The sequence below is a fragment of the Microvirga zambiensis WSM3693 genome, assembly GCF_016735695.1.
Lineage (GTDB): Bacteria > Pseudomonadota > Alphaproteobacteria > Rhizobiales > Beijerinckiaceae > Microvirga > Microvirga zambiensis.
The window spans coordinates 97,602-113,044 of sequence record NZ_JAERQD010000008.1 but is presented as its reverse complement, the minus strand read 5'-3'; the positions used below and the strand labels follow the sequence as shown (position 1 = coordinate 113,044).

Here is a 15,443-nt window from a genome sequence, read left to right as displayed (position 1 = left end):
AGGCATCCCGACTGTCACTCAGCCGCGATCTTCGCCCGCTTGCGCTCGCAGGAGACGCATTTGCAGCCCATCGGCTTGATGAAGGTCTCGAAGTAGTTCTTGCCGTAATTGTACGTGATCTCTTCGCCGGGCTTGATGCGCTTGATCGCCTTGATGCGGATCTTGCCCCTCGATACGGTTGCCTGGGCGTTCGGGCGGCAGCCGTGATTGATGTAGCGCGCCGTGTTCCAGCGTGGCGACCCGTCGACGGTCCAGCGGTTGCTGATCTCGAACAGGTAGCGGGTGTTGCGCCGGCGCTCGACCTCCTCGCTTGTGATCTTCGGGCCGACATATTCGATGATGAATTTTCCCTTTTCGATGACATCGGTGGCAAAGAGACCGAGACCGGTTGCGGATTTTCCAATCCGAAACGGCCCCTCTGACGGTTTGGCTTTCATAACAGGCCGGAACTCCGAGACGTACGAGCAGATTTCGACGCATCCAATAGCGGTTGGGGCGGAGCGATGTAATTGGGACATCGCAGAATCATCTCCAGATCCAGCCTAAGTTTTTTGCAGGGGGGATGAGGCGATCGTCGACGATCGACGAGACCGAGTAATCGGGGAGCTTCGCTTGATGTTTAGACGACTTCCGGCGTGTCCGACGTTCCGGCAAGGGCGTTGCGCAGCGTCGTCGCGAAATTGTCGTAGGAAAAAGGCTTCGACAAGGTCGGGCACGCGCGGAAGCGTTCGGGAAGCGAGCGGAAGTCGTAGCCGGTCGAAAAGATGAACGGGATGCCGCGGAAACGCAGGACGTCGGCAACCGGGAATACGACCGATCCGTCGACGTTGATGTCGAGAAGCCCGATATCGATCTCCGCCTGCAGGGCGAGCGTCAAAGCATGATCAAGACGCGCCGCGGGACCTACGATCTCACATCCGAAGTCGAGTACCATGTCCTCGATCAGCATCGAGATCATGGCTTCGTCCTCGACGATCAGGACACGCTTTCTGCGGCCTTCGAGCATAGCCCCTCCGGTTCGAATTGCAGCTGACAATGCGCCTTCTCAACGCTCTTATACGAATCAGTTACAATCACTATAGTCCAGGCACCGGCGTACCTTCACTATCTTACGTTAGTTACACTTGAAATGCCATCGTAACCCTTGGAGCCGGGCAAAGTAAATAGGCGCGATCGAGCCCGTTATACGGTAGCTTTGCCTGCAATTTCTGCGCGAACGACCGGCGCCACCTTCGTGCCGAGAAGCTCGATGGCGTGCATGATCTGGCCATGCGGCAGCGTCCCGACGCTGAATTGCGCCAGATAGCGGTCATGCCGGAAGAGTTCGTATTGGAGCATGATCTTGTCGATCACCTCCTGCGCGCTTCCCACGGCAAGCGCGCCGCGCGGCCCGCGCAGAGCCTCGAATTGCGGCCGCGTCGTGGGCGGCCATCCCCGTTCGCGGCCGAGCTTGGTCATCACCTGGGCATAGGCCGGAAAGAACTCGTCGGCCGCCTGCTGCGACGTATCCGCGATATACGCGTGCGTGTTGATGCCCACCTTGAGGCTCTTCGGATCGTGGCCCGCGCGGCTTGCGGCCTCACGGTAAAGTGACACCAGCGGCGCGAAGCGCTCCGGCTGCCCGCCGATGATCCCGAGCGCCAGGGGCAGTCCGAGAGCGCCGGCCCGCACGACGGATTGGGGCGTCCCTCCGACGGCGATCCAGACCGGCAGTGGATCCTGAACGGGCCTGGGATAGACCGGCTGATCCGCAAGGGCGGCCCGATGCCGGCCGGACCAACTCACGCGCTCCTCGCTTCGGATCTTCAGCAGCAGATCGAGCTTTTCGGCGAAGAGCGCGTCGTAATCGTCGAGGTCGTAGCCGAAGAGCGGGAAGGACTCGATGAACGAGCCGCGCCCGGCCATGATCTCGGCGCGCCCGCCGGACAGAAGGTCGAGGGTCGCGAAATCCTGGAATACGCGCACCGGATCGTCGGAACTGAGCACCGTCACCGCGCTGGTCAGGCGGATCCGCTTCGTGCGCTCGGCCGCCGCCGCCAGGACGATTGCAGGGGCGGAGACCACGTAGTCGGGGCGATGGTGCTCGCCGAGGCCGAAAACATCCAAGCCGACCTGATCCGCCAGCTCGACCTCCTCGACAAGATCGCGCAGGCGCCGGGCCGGGGAGAGCAGATGCCCGGTGGTAGGATCCTGTGTCAGTTCACCAAAAGTATAGACACCAAGTTCCATCGATCTTCCACTCGAATGCCGCGAATGGGATCGGCTATATCAGCCATGCCGACGGAATGCACCGAGGCCGGGGGTCAGTGGCCGCGCAGCCGTTGGATCAGAGCGTCGGCGGCCTGACTGGTGAGCCCCCATGCGACAGGCCTGTCACCGAGATAGACGGTGAATGTGCCGTCCTGCGTTGCCTGTTTGGCAATGGATGCCATGAGCTGCCCTCCTCATGTGGAATCCGGACCTCGAATCCGTTGTGGATGCATGATGAAATGGAAGGCGCTGCGGCTGGAAGATTAAATTATGGGCAGAGGCACCTCGCCGATGGGGAAAATCCTTGTGAACTAACGGATCCGAGCGCCGTTGCTGTCACGGTGAAGCGGGATCGGTTCATGAAGCTCTTCGAATGTCAGGCCTGCGGGCAGCCCCTCTATTTCGAGAACGGCCGCTGCGAGAGTTGCGGGCGCCGCCTCGGTTATCTGCCCGAGGCCGAGGATATCAGTGCTCTCGAACAGGGCGAAGAGGGGCACTGGCGGGCATTGGCCGTGCCGGAAACACGTTTCCGCTTCTGCCGGAACGCGGAGCACGACGCCTGCAACTGGCTGATCCCCTCCGGAGACGATCATCCGTATTGTCGGGCCTGCAGGCACAACCGGACGGTGCCCGATCTTTCCGGCGAGCAGAATCTCCGGCGCTGGCGCAGTCTCGAGGCCGCCAAGCGGCGGCTGTTCTATACGCTTCTGAAACTGGGGCTGCCGCTTGTAACCCGGGCAGAGGATCCGCAGGGGCTCTCCTTCGATTTCCTGGCCGATCCCGCGGAGAATTCTCCCGAAGGCCCATCGATCCTGACGGGCCATGACAATGGACTGATCACCATCAATATCGCAGAAGCCGACGATGCGGAGCGCGAACGGCGGCGCCACAGCATGGGCGAGCCTTATCGGACGCTTCTCGGCCACCTACGGCACGAGATCGGCCATTATTACTGGAACGTCCTCGTGCGAGACGACCCGAGCCTCGAACGCTTTCGCCTGATCTTCGGCGACGAGCGGCAGGATTACGGCGAGGCCCTGAGGGCTCACTACGCGAACGGCCCGAAGAACGACTGGCAGGAGGAATATGTCAGCTCCTATGCCGCCTCGCATCCATGGGAGGATTTTGCCGAGACCTGGGCACATTACCTGCACATCGTCGATACTCTCGAAACGGCCAACGCCTTCGGGATGAAGGTGCGCCCCAGGATCCGCCGCGGGCCCGAACTCGCCACGGAGATCGACTTCGATCCTCATCGGGAGATCGACCTGAACCGCCTGGTCACCGCTTGGCTCCCCCTGACATTCGCCGTGAATTCCCTGAACCGCAGCATGGGGCAGCCCGATCTATATCCTTTCGTCCTGCCGCCGGCGGTCATCGCGAAACTGTCCTTCATCCACGATCGCATCCATGCGTGTAGCGGGCACCTCGACGGGGAGATGGATAGTCATCATGTCCTAAAGGCGGTGATTGGAGGGCTGAATTCCCGTATCGGAAGCCCACAATCTTCATAAGCTCCATTTGAGACCTTGCATGAAATGTTTAGGTATGAGTAGTTATCATCTTGCCCTCAATGGTTGGGGGCGCTACGCCTAGAGCGTTTACGAAACTTGCGACTTAGAAGGCAGTCCTTATGGGCCGGGGTAACGATCACCGTGATCGTCGACGTCAGTTCGGCGGTCAACCCGAAGATCACTGGGGCGATTTCGCCCCGCCACCAATATCTTATGAACGGCCCATGCGGCAGCCATCCTATGCATCATCGGCTTCGGGACCCGAAACCGAGGCCAAGGTGAAATGGTTCAATCCTGACAAGGGCTTCGGCTTCGTCGAGATGACCGATGGCTCCGGTGAGGCTTTCCTGCACATCCGGCAGGTCGAAGCGGCTGGCCACACGGCACTTGAGTCGGGCACGACCCTCGTGATCAAGGTCGGCGCCGGCCAAAAAGGCCCGCAGGTGCAGGAAATCGTCAGCGTCGACACCAGCACGGCCGAACCCGAGCCCCCGCGTGGCGCCCGTCCGCCGCGTCCCGGGCGTCCGGGTGGTCCCGGCCCGTCCGGCGGCGGAGGCTTCTCGCCCCGTCCGAGCGGTGGTCCGCGCCCCGCCAGCGGTCCGCCGGACGTCCCGGCCACCGTCAAGTGGTTCGACCCGGTGAAGGGCTACGGCTTCGTATCCGTTGAAGGCGAGAGCAAGGACCTGTTCCTGCACATCTCCGTCGTGGAGCGCGCCGGTCTCGGCCAGCTGGGACAGGGCCAGGCGGTCCGCGTCGCCATCGTCGAGGGTCGCAAGGGTCCCGAAGTCGGGGCGATCGAGGTCGCCTAAGGCCTCCAGCCGTTCCTTTCTATAGGAATCGGGGTCCACTGCGTCAGCAGTGGACCTCTTCAAACGCGCGCACCCACATCTCGCAGACCCCGGACCGCACGATATCGTTGAGGGTAAACTCGACGATCGGCACCGGCAGCATCTGCGACTTGATGAGGTGGATGACCGTGCGCAGGCCCGAGGTCTCGCGCAGGTCGCACTGACTCACGTCTCCATTGATCACGACCGTACAATCCTCGCCGATCCGGGTGAGGAACGTCTTCATCTCCGCCGGAGTTGCGTTCTGGGCCTCGTCGAGAAGAATGAAGGCATCCCGCCAGGAGCGCCCGCGCATCACCTCGAACGGCACCATCTCGATATCGCCGTTCTTGACCGCGATCTCGTAGGCGGCCGAACCGATGCGATCCTTGATCGCCTCGATGACGGGGGCTGCCCAGGGGCCGAATTTCTCCTCGAGTGTGCCGGGAAAGAAACCCAACGAGCGGCCGCTCGGCACATTCGGCCTGGTGAGAATGATCTTCCGAATGCGCCGCTGGCGAAACAGGTCCGCCGCGTAGGTGGCTGCGATCCAGGTCTTGCCGGTGCCGGCAGGGCCGAGCACCACGACCTGGGCATTCCGTTTCAGAGCGTCGAGATAATCGTCTTGCGTTGCATTGAGCGGTTTGATGGGAGGAAGGCTGCGTTCGGTTTCGAACTTGGACCCGGTGAGGTCGAAGACCTGCGCTGTTTCAGTGGAGCGGCGGGTCTTGCGTCTCTGCTTCTCATGATGCTTGCTCAATGACCAACTCCGGGTTTGAAACTGCGCATAGAGATCTAGCCAGGCGCCGCGCAGAGGCGTCTGGGGGCAGAACTTGAAAATGGGTCGATGCGAGAGCGAGTGGCGGCGGGCGGTGGATTTCCGCGATCCAGAGTCTGAGGATCAACCTGCCTGCCCATCAAAGCCTGTTCTTCTATCTGCCAGTGGCAAACTATCTTTGATTCTGATGACAGTATTACCGCTGCTACGCCTACCTGCGAGTCAAATGTTGAGGCAGCCTGCTTGGTTCCGGGGCATAACCCCTCTGCTGCCCTGAGGGGAGAAATAGCTGTGGATGTCTCTGAAGGAGCATCTGCAAGGGGGGATCAACCCCGCATTCGCTCGCCAAGGAAGTCTGCCGGATGATAAGGAAGCCGCCTAAAAAGAGGGCAGTGCCATGATCGTCGTCTTCGGTTCCATCAATATGGATCTCGTCGCCAGGGTGGAGCGGATAGCCCGGCCGGGTGAGACCGTCCTGTCGCGCCGGGCAGATAGTTTCTTCGGCGGCAAGGGAGCGAACCAAGCTGTCGCCGCAGCGCGCGCGAGCCGCGGCGGCCCGGTCCAAGTGGCCATGGCGGGGGCTATCGGCGATGACCCGTTCGGCGAGGCCTGCCGCAAGAATCTCGAAGCGAACAGCGTCGACGGTCATGCCCTCCGGGTGACGGACGAGCCAACGGGTTGCGCCTTCATCACGGTCGACGGGAGCGGCGAGAACGCGATCACCGTGGCGAGCGGCGCAAACATGGCGTTGCGCTCCGCCGACCTGCCTGACGTTCTCCTGTCCAAGGCCTCCGTTCTGGTGCTCCAGATGGAAGTCTCCATCGCCGAGAACCTGGACGTCGCCGCCAGAGCCCGCAAGGCTGGCGTGAAAGTGGTGTGGAACTTCGCGCCGGTCCCGGCGATCAAGGAGCGCGCGGCTATCGCCGAACTGCTCGAGGTGACCGACGTGCTCGTGGTCAACGAGCATGAGGCGCTTGCCATCGCCGAGATCGTCGGCGAGCCCGTCGACGGCGACTATCTGAAGGCGGGAACGGATATCGCGAGTTCCTTCGGAGTGACCTGCATCGTGACGGCAGGATCGCGTGGAGCCTTCGCGATCGCGCCGGACGGCTCACGGGTTCACGCGGCGGCGCGGCCGATCGTGCCGATCGATACGACCGGCGCGGGAGACACCTTCGTCGGGGTGCTTGCCAACGGCCTTGCCGAAGGCCTGGAGATCGGGGCGGCCATGGAGAGGGCCTGCGCCGCTGCGTCCCTGTCATGCCTCACGGCTGGCGCCCAGGCGGGAATGCCCGACAGGGAGGCGCTTGAGCGCCACCTCGCTCAGGTCTGAGCAACCGATTCAGGAATGACCTTCGTCAGGCTGCCGGTCGCCGGGAAGAGCGGGATCAGGCAGGCCTGCAGGGCGTGATAGAGATCAGGCTTGCCGGTGAACAGCGTCGTTCCCGGTTGCAGATCTTCTGTCAGTTCGGGCCGCCATCCACCGTCGCGATGGTCGAGGAGCGCACGATCCGCGAAGCCCCAGAGGAACCGATACCACTGCTCGTGGAAATCGCTCGGGCTGTGCTCGTTCAGGAACGCGGCTGCGCCGATGGCCTCGGCGCAGGGCCACCAGAGTTTTTGTGGCAGTCTCGGCTTGTCGTCCCAGTCGAGGGCGTAGAAGAAGCCGCCCTTGTCCTTGTCCCAACCGAGCTCGATGGATTGCCGAAAGAGTTCGCGCGCGGCCTCGGGCATCCATTCATGCCGCTGTCCGCCGAGCGTCCAGAGCTGGAGGACGAGGCGGGCCCATTCGAGCCAATGCCCGGGCGTGGTGCCGTATGGCCGGAACACGTCGTAGCCGCGATATTCCTTGTCGAGGGTCCAATCGGCATGGAAGTGCTCGGCGACGCGATAGCCGAGGGAAGCCGCGTGGCGGCCGATGATCAGGGTCGCGATCCGCTCCGCCTTGTCGAGATAGGCCCGCTCGCCCGTGGCCTCGAAGGCCGCCATCAGGGATTCGGTCAGATGCATGTTGGAGTTCTGGCCGCGATACTGGCTCAGGGGCTGCCAGTCGCGGGAGAACTCCTCGGTCACCGCTCCGTGCTGCTCTTCCCAGAAGCGCTCCTCGATAACCTGCGTGACGTCCTGGAGCAGGCGATCCGCCAGGGGATGGCCCACTACCTTCGCGCTGGATGCAGCGAGCAGGACGAAGGCATGCCCATAGGCCTGCTTGGTGTCGTCCTTCGGCCCGTCATTGTCGAGGGACCAGACATAGCCGCCGTTTTGCGCATCGCGATGGGCATTCCAGAGGTAGCTCATGCCATGATCGACGATTCTATCGCTATCAGGTCGACCGAGCAGGGTGCCGATGGCGAAGCAGTGGATCATGCGGGTGGTGTTGTGGATCTGCCGGACCGGATTGGCGGTCTCGATGGGCTGTCCCGCATCGTCGAGATCGAAGAAGCCGCCGGCCGGGTTGATGATTCCGGCCTGGAAGAAGTCGAACAGGTTGTTGGCCTGCGCGAACAGCCATTTCCTGTGGAACCGGTTGAAGCGCCAATTCGATCCGAGGGGTGGTAGAACGGGGAGGGCATTCGTCATCGTCATATCCAATGCGATCAGGCCCGGGCGGCCATGAATTGTTCGACCTCGGTCCAGGACGGCGGATTGGCACCCCGCCGCGTGCAGACGATGGCTGCCGCCGCCGCCGCGAAATCGAGGGCGGCGATCACCTGCTCGTCGGTGAGCGCCGCAACGCCTTGAGGTGTGAGAAGGTTGTTGGCATCGAGCCAGGAGAGGAGGCCGGCATGGAACGTGTCGCCGGCGCCGACCGTGTCGACAACGGCGATCCCGGGGGCAGGGCGCTCCACGATCCTGTCGCCGAAGGCCGCAAGAGGCCCCTTCTCGCCGCGCGTGACGATGACGAGCTTGGGACCGCGCTGGAGCCAGTTTCGCACCGCGGATGCGAGGTCGTGGGTGGAGTATAGAATCTCGATATCCTCATCGCTCGCCTTCACGATGTCGGCATGGGCGAGCAGACGCTCGAAGCGCTCGCGATAGACCTTGAGATCGCCGACGACGCGGGGCCGCACATTGGGATCGAGGGAGATCACGCGCGATCCCGCCTCACGGCGCAGGAGCGTTTCGATGGCGCTGGCGATGGGCTCGACGCCGAGCGCATAGGAGCCGGCAGCGATAGCGTTCACCTCCGGCGGCAATTGCGCGGGAAGCGCCTCGGGCGTCAGCGCCCGGTCGGCGCTGTTCGGCGCATAGAAGGAATATTGCGGCTGGCCCGAGGCGCTCGTCGCCACCACGCTGAGCGTCGTGTAGTTTGGGCAGCGCTGGAGATAGGCCGGGCTGACGCCGGATTCCGCGAGCTTCTCCGCCAGGAACGTGCCGAAGACATCATCCGACAGGGTGGACAGGAAGGCCGAGGGTCGGCCGAGGCGGCCGATGCCGATGGCGACATTGAATGGGGAGCCGCCTGCGATCGCCTCGGCCGGGAAACCCGCCTGGCCGGGCGCGCCGATAAACAGGTCGATCAGGGCTTCGCCGGAAACCAGGATCATCGGGAGACTCCTGACAGGCAGAGAAGAGGCATTGCGGCATCCAGTATGATGCGCGCTCCCGGCATTCAGACCGGAACGCGCTCGGCGACATCGGGCGGAACGGGCTCAGAGGGAAGAGACGCGATCCGCTTCAGATCGCGCAGTACATGATCCAGCGAAACCGGTCCAGAGATGCCGCCGAAACCGAAATAGAGCGTCCTGTAATGGGCGAAGAGCTGCTCGTAGACCGCATGGGCGGCGGGATCCGGTTCGAATGTGCGGAAGGGCAGGCAGATCGCCGCTTGTGCCGCGTCGAGATCGGGATGCGAACCGGCGGCGACACTGGCAAAAATGCTGGAGCCGAGGCCCGTCGGGATGCCGTTCGGCACCAGCACGGGGCGGCCGAGTACATTGGCATAGACCTGGTTCAGCACTGCATTGTGCTGCGGGATGCCGCCCGCATTGATCACCCGCTCCACCGGCACGCCGCCCTCGGCCATGCGCTCGAGGATGATGCGGGTGTGGAAGGCGGTGCCTTCGATGGCCGCGAAGAGCTCGTCCTGGGCGGTGTGCAGCAGGTTCCAGCCCAGCGTGATGCCGCCGAGATCGGCTTTGACGAGGACCGTGCGGTCGCCGTTGTCCCAGGTCAGACGCAGCAGTCCGGTCTGGCCGGCGCGGTATTGGTCGAGGCCCTTCGAAAGCTCCTTCACGTTCGTGTTGGCGCGCCGGGCGATCGCCTCGAAGATGTCGCCCGTGGCCGAGAGCCCGGCCTCGATGCCGACGAGCTTGGGATCGACGCTGCCCGGCACCACGCCGCAGACGCCCTGGATCAGGCTGGTCTCCTCGGCCATGGCGATGATGCAGGTGGAGGTGCCGACCACGTTCACCACGTCGCCGACGCGGCAGCCTGCGCCGATCGCGTCCCAATGGGCATCGAAGGCGCCGACCGGAATCGGAATGCCCGCCTTCAGGCCGAGCCGTTCCGCCCAATAGGGGGTGAGGCGGCCGGCGACGACATCCGAGGTGACGTATTCGCCGGCGAGCTTATCGCGGATGCCGTCGAAGAGCGGGTCGACTTTGGACAGGAAGTCCTGCGCGGGCAGGCCGCCCCAGCGTGGATTCCACATCCATTTGTGACCCATGGCGCAGATGCTGCGCTTGAGATGGCGGGGATCGGTGACGCCGGTGAGCGTCGCCGCCACCATGTCGCAATGCTCCAGTGCGGTCACGAGCCGATGGCGCTTCTCCGGGTTGTGGCGCAGCCAGTGCAGCAGCTTGGAAAAACCCCATTCATGCGAATAGACCCCGCCGCACCATTGAATGGCCTCGAGCCCTTCCTCGTGCGCAAGCCGGGTGATCTCCTCAGCCTCCGATTTCGCGCGGTGGTCGCACCAGAGGTAATATTCGTCGAGGGGTTCGAGCCCCTCGCCTACCATCACCACGCTCGAACCGGTCGTGTCGATGGCAAGCGCCGCCACGTCCTCGCCCTTCACGCCGGCCGAGGAGAGGGCGCCGTGCATGCCGCCGGCGAGCGCCTCCATGTGATCCGCATGGGCCTGCGTCGCGTAATCCGGGTTCTCGCGCTTACGGTGAAGCGGATATTCCGCCGTGGCGAGGCCGAGCGGGCCCTTGCGGTCGTCGACGAGGGTGACCCTGACGCTCAGGGTGCCGAAATCGACACCTGCTACAACGGCCATCTGTGTCTCCCGGAAAGGGGCAGGCTGTTATTTCTTGGTCTGGCCATAGGTCGCCGTCGCCCCGTGCTTGCGGAAATAGTGCCGGTCGAGCAGGGCCTGCGACACGGCCGGCGGCTCCGGCTGCAAAGTGAACGTATACATCGCCATGCGCGCGACCGCCTCCAGCACCACCGCGTTGTGCACGGCATCGTCGGGATTTCTGCCCCAGGCGAAGGGGCCATGTCCGGCCACGAGCGCTGCCGGCACTTCCATGGGATCGCGGTTGCCGAAAGCCTCCGTGATGGCGATGCCCGTGGCGAGGACGTAATCCTTCTCGATCTCCTCGGAGGTCAGCTGCCGTGTGATAGGCACCGGGCCGTAGAAGTAGTCGGCATGGGTGGTGCCGAGCGCCGGAATCGAACGGCAGGCCTGCGCCCAGGCGGTCGCGTGCTCCGAATGCGTGTGCACCACGCCGCCGATCTGCGGAAACGACTTGTAGAGATGGATGTGGGTGTCGAGGTCGGAGGAGGGACGCAGCTCGCCCCAGACGACCTTGCCGTCAAGATCGGTGACCACGAGATCGTCCGCCTTCATGCGCTCGTAAGGAATGCCGCTCGGCTTGATCACGACGAGGTTGTCCTCGCGGCTGATGCCGCTGACATTGCCGAAGGTGTAAAGCACGAGGCCGCGGCGCACCACTTCCAGATTGGCTTCCAGAACCTGCTCGCGCAGCTGCTTCAACATCGAGGCGCCTCCTGAACGGAAAAACGGCGGCCATCGCTCGCGCCATGGCCGCCGCAGATGGAATGAGGATCAGCGGGCGGCTGTCCAGCCCTTGTAATCCTTGATGTTGTCGGCGGTGATCAGCTTCGGCTCGAGCAGGATCACGTTCTTCTCGGGCTTCTTGCCGTTCACGATGCCCACCGCGAGCTCATAGGACTGACCGGCCATGATGTACGGATCCTGCGAGGCCGAGGCCTTGATCAGGGAATTGCCCGATTTCAGCTCCGTCTCGATGTCCGGTGCGCCGTCGACCGCGGTGATGATGAACTCGTTGCGGTTGAGCTGCTTCGCCGCCAGGTTGATGCCGATGGCGGTGGGATCATTGATGGCGAACACCGCATCGATCTTCGGGAAGCGGGTCAGGAGGCTCTGGCCGACGGCGAAGCCGCCTTCACGGGAGCCCTTGGCGTCCTGGTTGTCGGAGAGGACCTTGATGTCCGGATACTTGGAGAACACGCCCTTGCAGCCGGTGACGCGGTCGACGATGGAGGAGACCTGCGGGCCGTTGATGATGAGCACGTCGCCCTTTCCCTTAAGGTGATCGGCGATGTACTGGCAGGCGAGCTCGCCGGCCTTCACGTTGTCCGTCATCACCGTCACGTCGGCGCCGGCGGCTGCCACGTCGAAGGCCGCCACGATCATGCCGGCAGCCTGGGCGCGCTTCACGGAAGGTTCGATGGCCTTCGGATCGACCGCATTGATCATGACGATGTCGGTGCCGGCGGCCGAGAAGTTGTCCATCTGCGTGAACTGCTTGTTCAGATCGTAATCCGCGGACACGGAGGTGATCTTGGCGGCAGGCGTAACCTCCTTCGCCTTGGCCTCGATGCCCTTGATGGTGGCGACGAAGAACGGGTTGCCGAGCAGGCCGACGGAAATGCCGACGTTCTTGACGTCCTTGGCATAGGCCGGGGCTGCCAGAACTGCAGCGGCGGCAAGGCTCAGCGTGAGACGGGAAAGTGCCATAGGTTCCTCCGAATGTCTTTTGCAGGTGTCTTGTTTCCCCGCGATCTCCGGAACTCGCGCGTACCTCCGGGCGACCGCATATACGAGCGCCCGAACGGGGCGCTGGTATTCTAGTGTCAGGTCCGCGCCGATCCCTTGAGGCGGTAGCGGTCGAGCGCCACGGCCCCGATGATCACGAGCCCCTTGATGATGAACTGCCAGATGTCGGACACGCCCACGAGAATGAGGCCGTTCGACAGGATGGCGATGATGAGCGCGCCGATGAGCGTGCCCCAGATCGAGCCGATGCCGCCCACGAAGCTGGTGCCGCCGAGGATGACCGCCGCGATGGCATCGAGTTCGTAGGATTGCCCGAGCTGCAGGCCGTTGGCGGCGAAGAGGCGGGCGGCCGACATGACGCCGCCGAGACCGGCTGCGAGCCCCGAGAAGGCATAGACGAAGAGCAGGACGGCCCAGACCTTGATGCCGGTGAGCCGTGCCGCATCCGGATTGCCGCCGACCGCGTAGATGTGGACGCCGAGCACCGTTCTTCGGAGGATGAACCAGGAGAGGATCACCACCGCGAAGGCGATCCAGACCAGCCAGGGCAGGCCGAACAGAGTGCCGTTGCCGATGAAGGCGAAGGGCAGCTGCGGGTTGAACTTGGTGGTGTCGTCGCCGATCAGGCGCGCGAGGCCGCGCACGGCGGTGAGCGATCCCAGCGTCACGATGAAGGGCGGCAGCTTCGCGAAGGCGATGAGCACGCCGTTCACGAGGCCGAGCCCCAATCCCATCAGCAGGGCGGCCGGAATGCCGAGCATGCCCCATTCGGGGATCAATGACGCCAGGATCGCGACCATGGCGGAGGCGGCGAGGATCGAGCCGACCGACAGGTCGATGCCGCCGGTGAGGATGACGAAGGTCATGCCGGCCGCGAGCACGGTGTTGATCGAGGCCTGCTGCATCACGATCGACAGGTTCTGGAAGCTCAGGAACCGTCCCGACATGAGCTCGAACACGACGCCGAGGATGATGAGCACCGGCAGCATGCCGATAGCCTGCAGGGTGGAACGCCAGGCCAGACGGCGCTGGAGGCTCTGGGACGCCGAATCGACGCCCTTGGCACCGGTCGTCTGCATGCCTGCGCTGGTCTCGTTCGGGGATGTCATTCGGCCGCTTCCCTTACGCCTGTCGCGATGGTGATGATGTTTTCCTGGGTCACGGGCGGGTGACCGGCGCCGCCGACCTCGCCCTCGAGCCGGCCTTCGCGCATCACCAGCACACGGTCGCAGATGCCGACGACTTCCGGCAATTCGCTGGAGATCACGATGACGCCGACGCCGTTGCGGGCGAGGCTGTCGATGAGGCGGTAGATTTCCGATTTGGCGCCGATATCGACGCCGCGGGTCGGCTCGTCGAGGATGAGCACCTTGGGCTTGGTTTCGAGCAGGCGCGAGAGCAGAACCTTCTGCTGGTTGCCGCCGGACAGGCTGCCGACCGGCACCACGTCCGCAGCGACACGGATGCCGAGCGCCCGGATCGCCTCCGCGGCTCTGCGCTTCGCGGCCTTCATGTTGAGGACGCCGCCCATGCGCGCATCCCGCCCGAGCACGCTGACATTCACGTTCTCGCGCACGGTGAGATCGAGGAAGAGCCCGAGATGCTTGCGGTCTTCGGTCAGATAGACCACGCCGGCATCGATCGCGTCTTCGGGCTTTTGGATCGACAGGCGCTTGCCCAGAAGAAAGACCTCGCCGCTCTTCCGAAGGTCGGCGCCGTAGATGAGACGGGCAAGCTCCGTCCGCCCCGCGCCGACGAGGCCGGCAATGCCGAGAACCTCGCCCTCATGCAGCTCGAACGAGCAATCGTGCACGCGCACGCCGTCGCCCATGTTCCGGACGGCGAACATGACCGAGCCTCGGCTCTGATGGGCGTCATGCTCCTTCTTGTAGAACGAGGACAGGTCGCGGCCGACCATCATCTGCACGAGGCGCTCGGCGGAGATCTCGTCGCCGACGAGGGTGCCGACATAGGAGCCGTCGCGCAGCACGGAGACGCGCTCGGCGAGCTCGTAGATCTCCGCCATGCGATGGCTGATATAGATGATGGCGAGACCCTCGGCCCGAAGCTGCCGGATCAGCTTGAACAATGCCTCGGTCTCGCGGGAGGAGAGCGAGGTCGTGGGCTCGTCCATGACCAGAATGCGCGAATCCGCGATCAACGCGCGGGCGATCTCGACGAGCTGCCGCTCGGCCATGGAGAGTTCGCTGACCTTCGTCGTCGCCCGGAAATGCACGCCGAGGCGCTCGAGGATGGCCTGACTGGCCTTTTCCATCGAGCGCCGGTCGACCATCGGGCCGGATTTGTGCTCGCGTCCGAGCAGCATGTTCTCGGCGACCGTGAGGTTCGGCGCGAGGGACAATTCCTGATAAATGATCGAGATGCCGTGATGCCGCGCGGCGAGCGGGCCGTCGATGGTGACGTGCTGGCCGCTGATGCGGATCTCGCCGCCGGGATCGGCCTGATAGGCGCCGGACAGGATCTTCATCAGCGTCGATTTGCCGGCGCCGTTTTCACCCATCAGCGCATGAATTTCGCCGGGATAGACGGTCAGCGAAACGTTCGTGAGCGCCTTCACGCCGGGAAAGGTCTTCGAGATGTCTTTCATTTCGAGGATCGGGGCGGATCCTGTCATGGGCGTTTCCCTAAAGGCGATTTCTTGAGGCGGAAGTTCTCCGCTCTGGCACTCACAGACTACGCTGCCCCTGATGATCGATCGGATCAAAAGGGTTCGTGATTGCCGTAAATGCTTCAACAAAATCGGGTTTCAATCCCTCCTTTTTAGACTTGAGCGAATGCCCCACAACTTTTCCATGCCGACACGAAATCGTCGTGCGGGTAGGGTAATTACTGGGTGATACAAAGTAACTTCGATGAGGCGCCTCGGAGGCTTTCTCATAGGTCTCTCACCTCATCCTGAGAGGCTGCCCACAGCACTCGACCTCATCCTGAGGAGCCACGCAGTGGCGTCTCGAAGGAGGCTCCAGAGAGCGCTGGAGACGCCCTCGTCCTTCGAGACGGCCTGACGGCCTCCTCAGGATGAGGGCTATGGGGCGGGACCCCTTGTGAGCCAGCCTCTCAGG

Annotated in this window: 15 protein-coding genes; 3 read left to right on the top strand and 12 right to left on the bottom strand. The window is 63.5% G+C overall.

The window, feature by feature from the left end:
* Positions 1-14: 14 nt before the first annotated feature.
* The 4 genes from JKL46_RS08905 to JKL46_RS36260 form a co-directional block, all read right to left on the bottom strand.
* The gene (locus tag JKL46_RS08905; protein WP_201831988.1) at positions 15-437 is read right to left on the bottom strand and encodes an SET domain-containing protein; all 423 of its coding nucleotides are present in this window, start codon (positions 435-437) and stop codon (positions 15-17) included.
* Positions 438-619: 182 nt separating this feature from the next.
* Complete coding sequence (locus tag JKL46_RS08900; protein ID WP_201831986.1) at positions 620-1,006, bottom strand: response regulator; 387 nt, start codon at positions 1,004-1,006, stop codon at positions 620-622.
* A 176-nt stretch (positions 1,007-1,182) separates the two neighbouring features.
* Positions 1,183-2,229: an LLM class flavin-dependent oxidoreductase gene (locus JKL46_RS08895; protein ID WP_201831984.1), complete on the bottom strand. Its 1,047-nt coding sequence runs from the start codon at positions 2,227-2,229 to the stop codon at positions 1,183-1,185.
* A 74-nt stretch (positions 2,230-2,303) separates the two neighbouring features.
* Positions 2,304-2,432, bottom strand: a complete 129-nt coding sequence (locus JKL46_RS36260; protein ID WP_281399853.1) for a hypothetical protein — start codon at positions 2,430-2,432, stop codon at positions 2,304-2,306.
* Positions 2,433-2,609: 177 nt separating this feature from the next.
* Between JKL46_RS36260 and JKL46_RS08890 the strand changes: the two genes are divergently transcribed.
* Together JKL46_RS08890 and JKL46_RS08885 are read left to right on the top strand one after the other, a co-directional pair.
* Positions 2,610-3,764 (top strand): zinc-binding metallopeptidase family protein, encoded by a 1,155-nt coding sequence (locus JKL46_RS08890; RefSeq protein ID WP_201831982.1) that lies wholly within the window; start codon positions 2,610-2,612, stop codon positions 3,762-3,764.
* 224 nt (positions 3,765-3,988) lie between these two features.
* Positions 3,989-4,573 carry a cold-shock protein gene (locus JKL46_RS08885; protein WP_246529213.1) on the top strand — a complete coding sequence of 195 codons (585 nt, stop codon included), beginning with the start codon at positions 3,989-3,991 and terminating at the stop codon, positions 4,571-4,573.
* A 43-nt stretch (positions 4,574-4,616) separates the two neighbouring features.
* On the opposite strand, the gene JKL46_RS08880 is transcribed toward JKL46_RS08885, so the two are convergent.
* Positions 4,617-5,351, bottom strand: coding sequence for a PhoH family protein (locus JKL46_RS08880; protein ID WP_210381314.1), 735 nt, complete (start codon positions 5,349-5,351; stop codon positions 4,617-4,619).
* A 415-nt stretch (positions 5,352-5,766) separates the two neighbouring features.
* On the opposite strand from JKL46_RS08880, the gene JKL46_RS08875 reads away from it, so the two are divergent.
* The gene (locus JKL46_RS08875; RefSeq protein WP_201831978.1) at positions 5,767-6,702 is read left to right on the top strand and encodes a ribokinase; all 936 of its coding nucleotides are present in this window, start codon (positions 5,767-5,769) and stop codon (positions 6,700-6,702) included.
* On the opposite strand, the gene JKL46_RS08870 is transcribed toward JKL46_RS08875, so the two are convergent.
* From JKL46_RS08870 to JKL46_RS08840, 7 genes are all read right to left on the bottom strand, one after another.
* Complete coding sequence (locus tag JKL46_RS08870) at positions 6,693-7,949, bottom strand: AGE family epimerase/isomerase (RefSeq protein WP_201831976.1); 1,257 nt, start codon at positions 7,947-7,949, stop codon at positions 6,693-6,695. The genes JKL46_RS08875 and JKL46_RS08870 overlap by 10 nt on opposite strands.
* Positions 7,950-7,966: 17 nt before the next feature.
* Entirely contained in the window at positions 7,967-8,917 is a 951-nt protein-coding gene (locus JKL46_RS08865; protein ID WP_201831974.1) for a carbohydrate kinase family protein, read from the bottom strand.
* A gap of 65 nt (positions 8,918-8,982) precedes the next feature.
* Positions 8,983-10,593: a ribulokinase gene (locus tag JKL46_RS08860; protein WP_201831972.1), complete on the bottom strand. Its 1,611-nt coding sequence runs from the start codon at positions 10,591-10,593 to the stop codon at positions 8,983-8,985.
* A 27-nt stretch (positions 10,594-10,620) separates the two neighbouring features.
* Positions 10,621-11,316 (bottom strand): L-ribulose-5-phosphate 4-epimerase, encoded by a 696-nt coding sequence (locus JKL46_RS08855; RefSeq protein ID WP_281399852.1) that lies wholly within the window; start codon positions 11,314-11,316, stop codon positions 10,621-10,623.
* A 69-nt stretch (positions 11,317-11,385) separates the two neighbouring features.
* Positions 11,386-12,321 carry an ABC transporter substrate-binding protein gene (locus JKL46_RS08850; RefSeq protein WP_201831970.1) on the bottom strand — a complete coding sequence of 312 codons (936 nt, stop codon included), beginning with the start codon at positions 12,319-12,321 and terminating at the stop codon, positions 11,386-11,388.
* 116 nt (positions 12,322-12,437) lie between these two features.
* The gene (locus JKL46_RS08845; protein ID WP_425493244.1) at positions 12,438-13,469 is read right to left on the bottom strand and encodes an ABC transporter permease subunit; all 1,032 of its coding nucleotides are present in this window, start codon (positions 13,467-13,469) and stop codon (positions 12,438-12,440) included.
* Positions 13,466-14,995 carry a sugar ABC transporter ATP-binding protein gene (locus JKL46_RS08840; RefSeq protein WP_201831968.1) on the bottom strand — a complete coding sequence of 510 codons (1,530 nt, stop codon included), beginning with the start codon at positions 14,993-14,995 and terminating at the stop codon, positions 13,466-13,468. Before JKL46_RS08840 ends, JKL46_RS08845 begins: the two co-directional genes overlap by 4 nt.
* Positions 14,996-15,443: the final 448 nt, after the last annotated feature.

Coding starts and splice junctions, on each gene's coding strand:
- JKL46_RS08905 (WP_201831988.1), bottom strand. CDS start 437: ATGAAAGCCAAACCGTCAGAGGGGCCGTTTCGGATTGGAAAATCCGCA.
- JKL46_RS08900 (WP_201831986.1), bottom strand. CDS start 1,006: ATGCTCGAAGGCCGCAGAAAGCGTGTCCTGATCGTCGAGGACGAAGCC.
- JKL46_RS08895 (WP_201831984.1), bottom strand. CDS start 2,229: ATGGAACTTGGTGTCTATACTTTTGGTGAACTGACACAGGATCCTACC.
- JKL46_RS36260 (WP_281399853.1), bottom strand. CDS start 2,432: ATGGCATCCATTGCCAAACAGGCAACGCAGGACGGCACATTCACCGTC.
- JKL46_RS08890 (WP_201831982.1), top strand. CDS start 2,610: ATGAAGCTCTTCGAATGTCAGGCCTGCGGGCAGCCCCTCTATTTCGAG.
- JKL46_RS08885 (WP_246529213.1), top strand. CDS start 3,989: ATGCGGCAGCCATCCTATGCATCATCGGCTTCGGGACCCGAAACCGAG.
- JKL46_RS08875 (WP_201831978.1), top strand. CDS start 5,767: ATGATCGTCGTCTTCGGTTCCATCAATATGGATCTCGTCGCCAGGGTG.
- JKL46_RS08870 (WP_201831976.1), bottom strand. CDS start 7,949: ATGACGAATGCCCTCCCCGTTCTACCACCCCTCGGATCGAATTGGCGC.
- JKL46_RS08865 (WP_201831974.1), bottom strand. CDS start 8,917: ATGATCCTGGTTTCCGGCGAAGCCCTGATCGACCTGTTTATCGGCGCG.
- JKL46_RS08860 (WP_201831972.1), bottom strand. CDS start 10,593: ATGGCCGTTGTAGCAGGTGTCGATTTCGGCACCCTGAGCGTCAGGGTC.
- JKL46_RS08855 (WP_281399852.1), bottom strand. CDS start 11,316: ATGTTGAAGCAGCTGCGCGAGCAGGTTCTGGAAGCCAATCTGGAAGTG.
- JKL46_RS08850 (WP_201831970.1), bottom strand. CDS start 12,321: ATGGCACTTTCCCGTCTCACGCTGAGCCTTGCCGCCGCTGCAGTTCTG.
- JKL46_RS08845 (WP_425493244.1), bottom strand. CDS start 13,469: ATGACATCCCCGAACGAGACCAGCGCAGGCATGCAGACGACCGGTGCC.
- JKL46_RS08840 (WP_201831968.1), bottom strand. CDS start 14,995: ATGACAGGATCCGCCCCGATCCTCGAAATGAAAGACATCTCGAAGACC.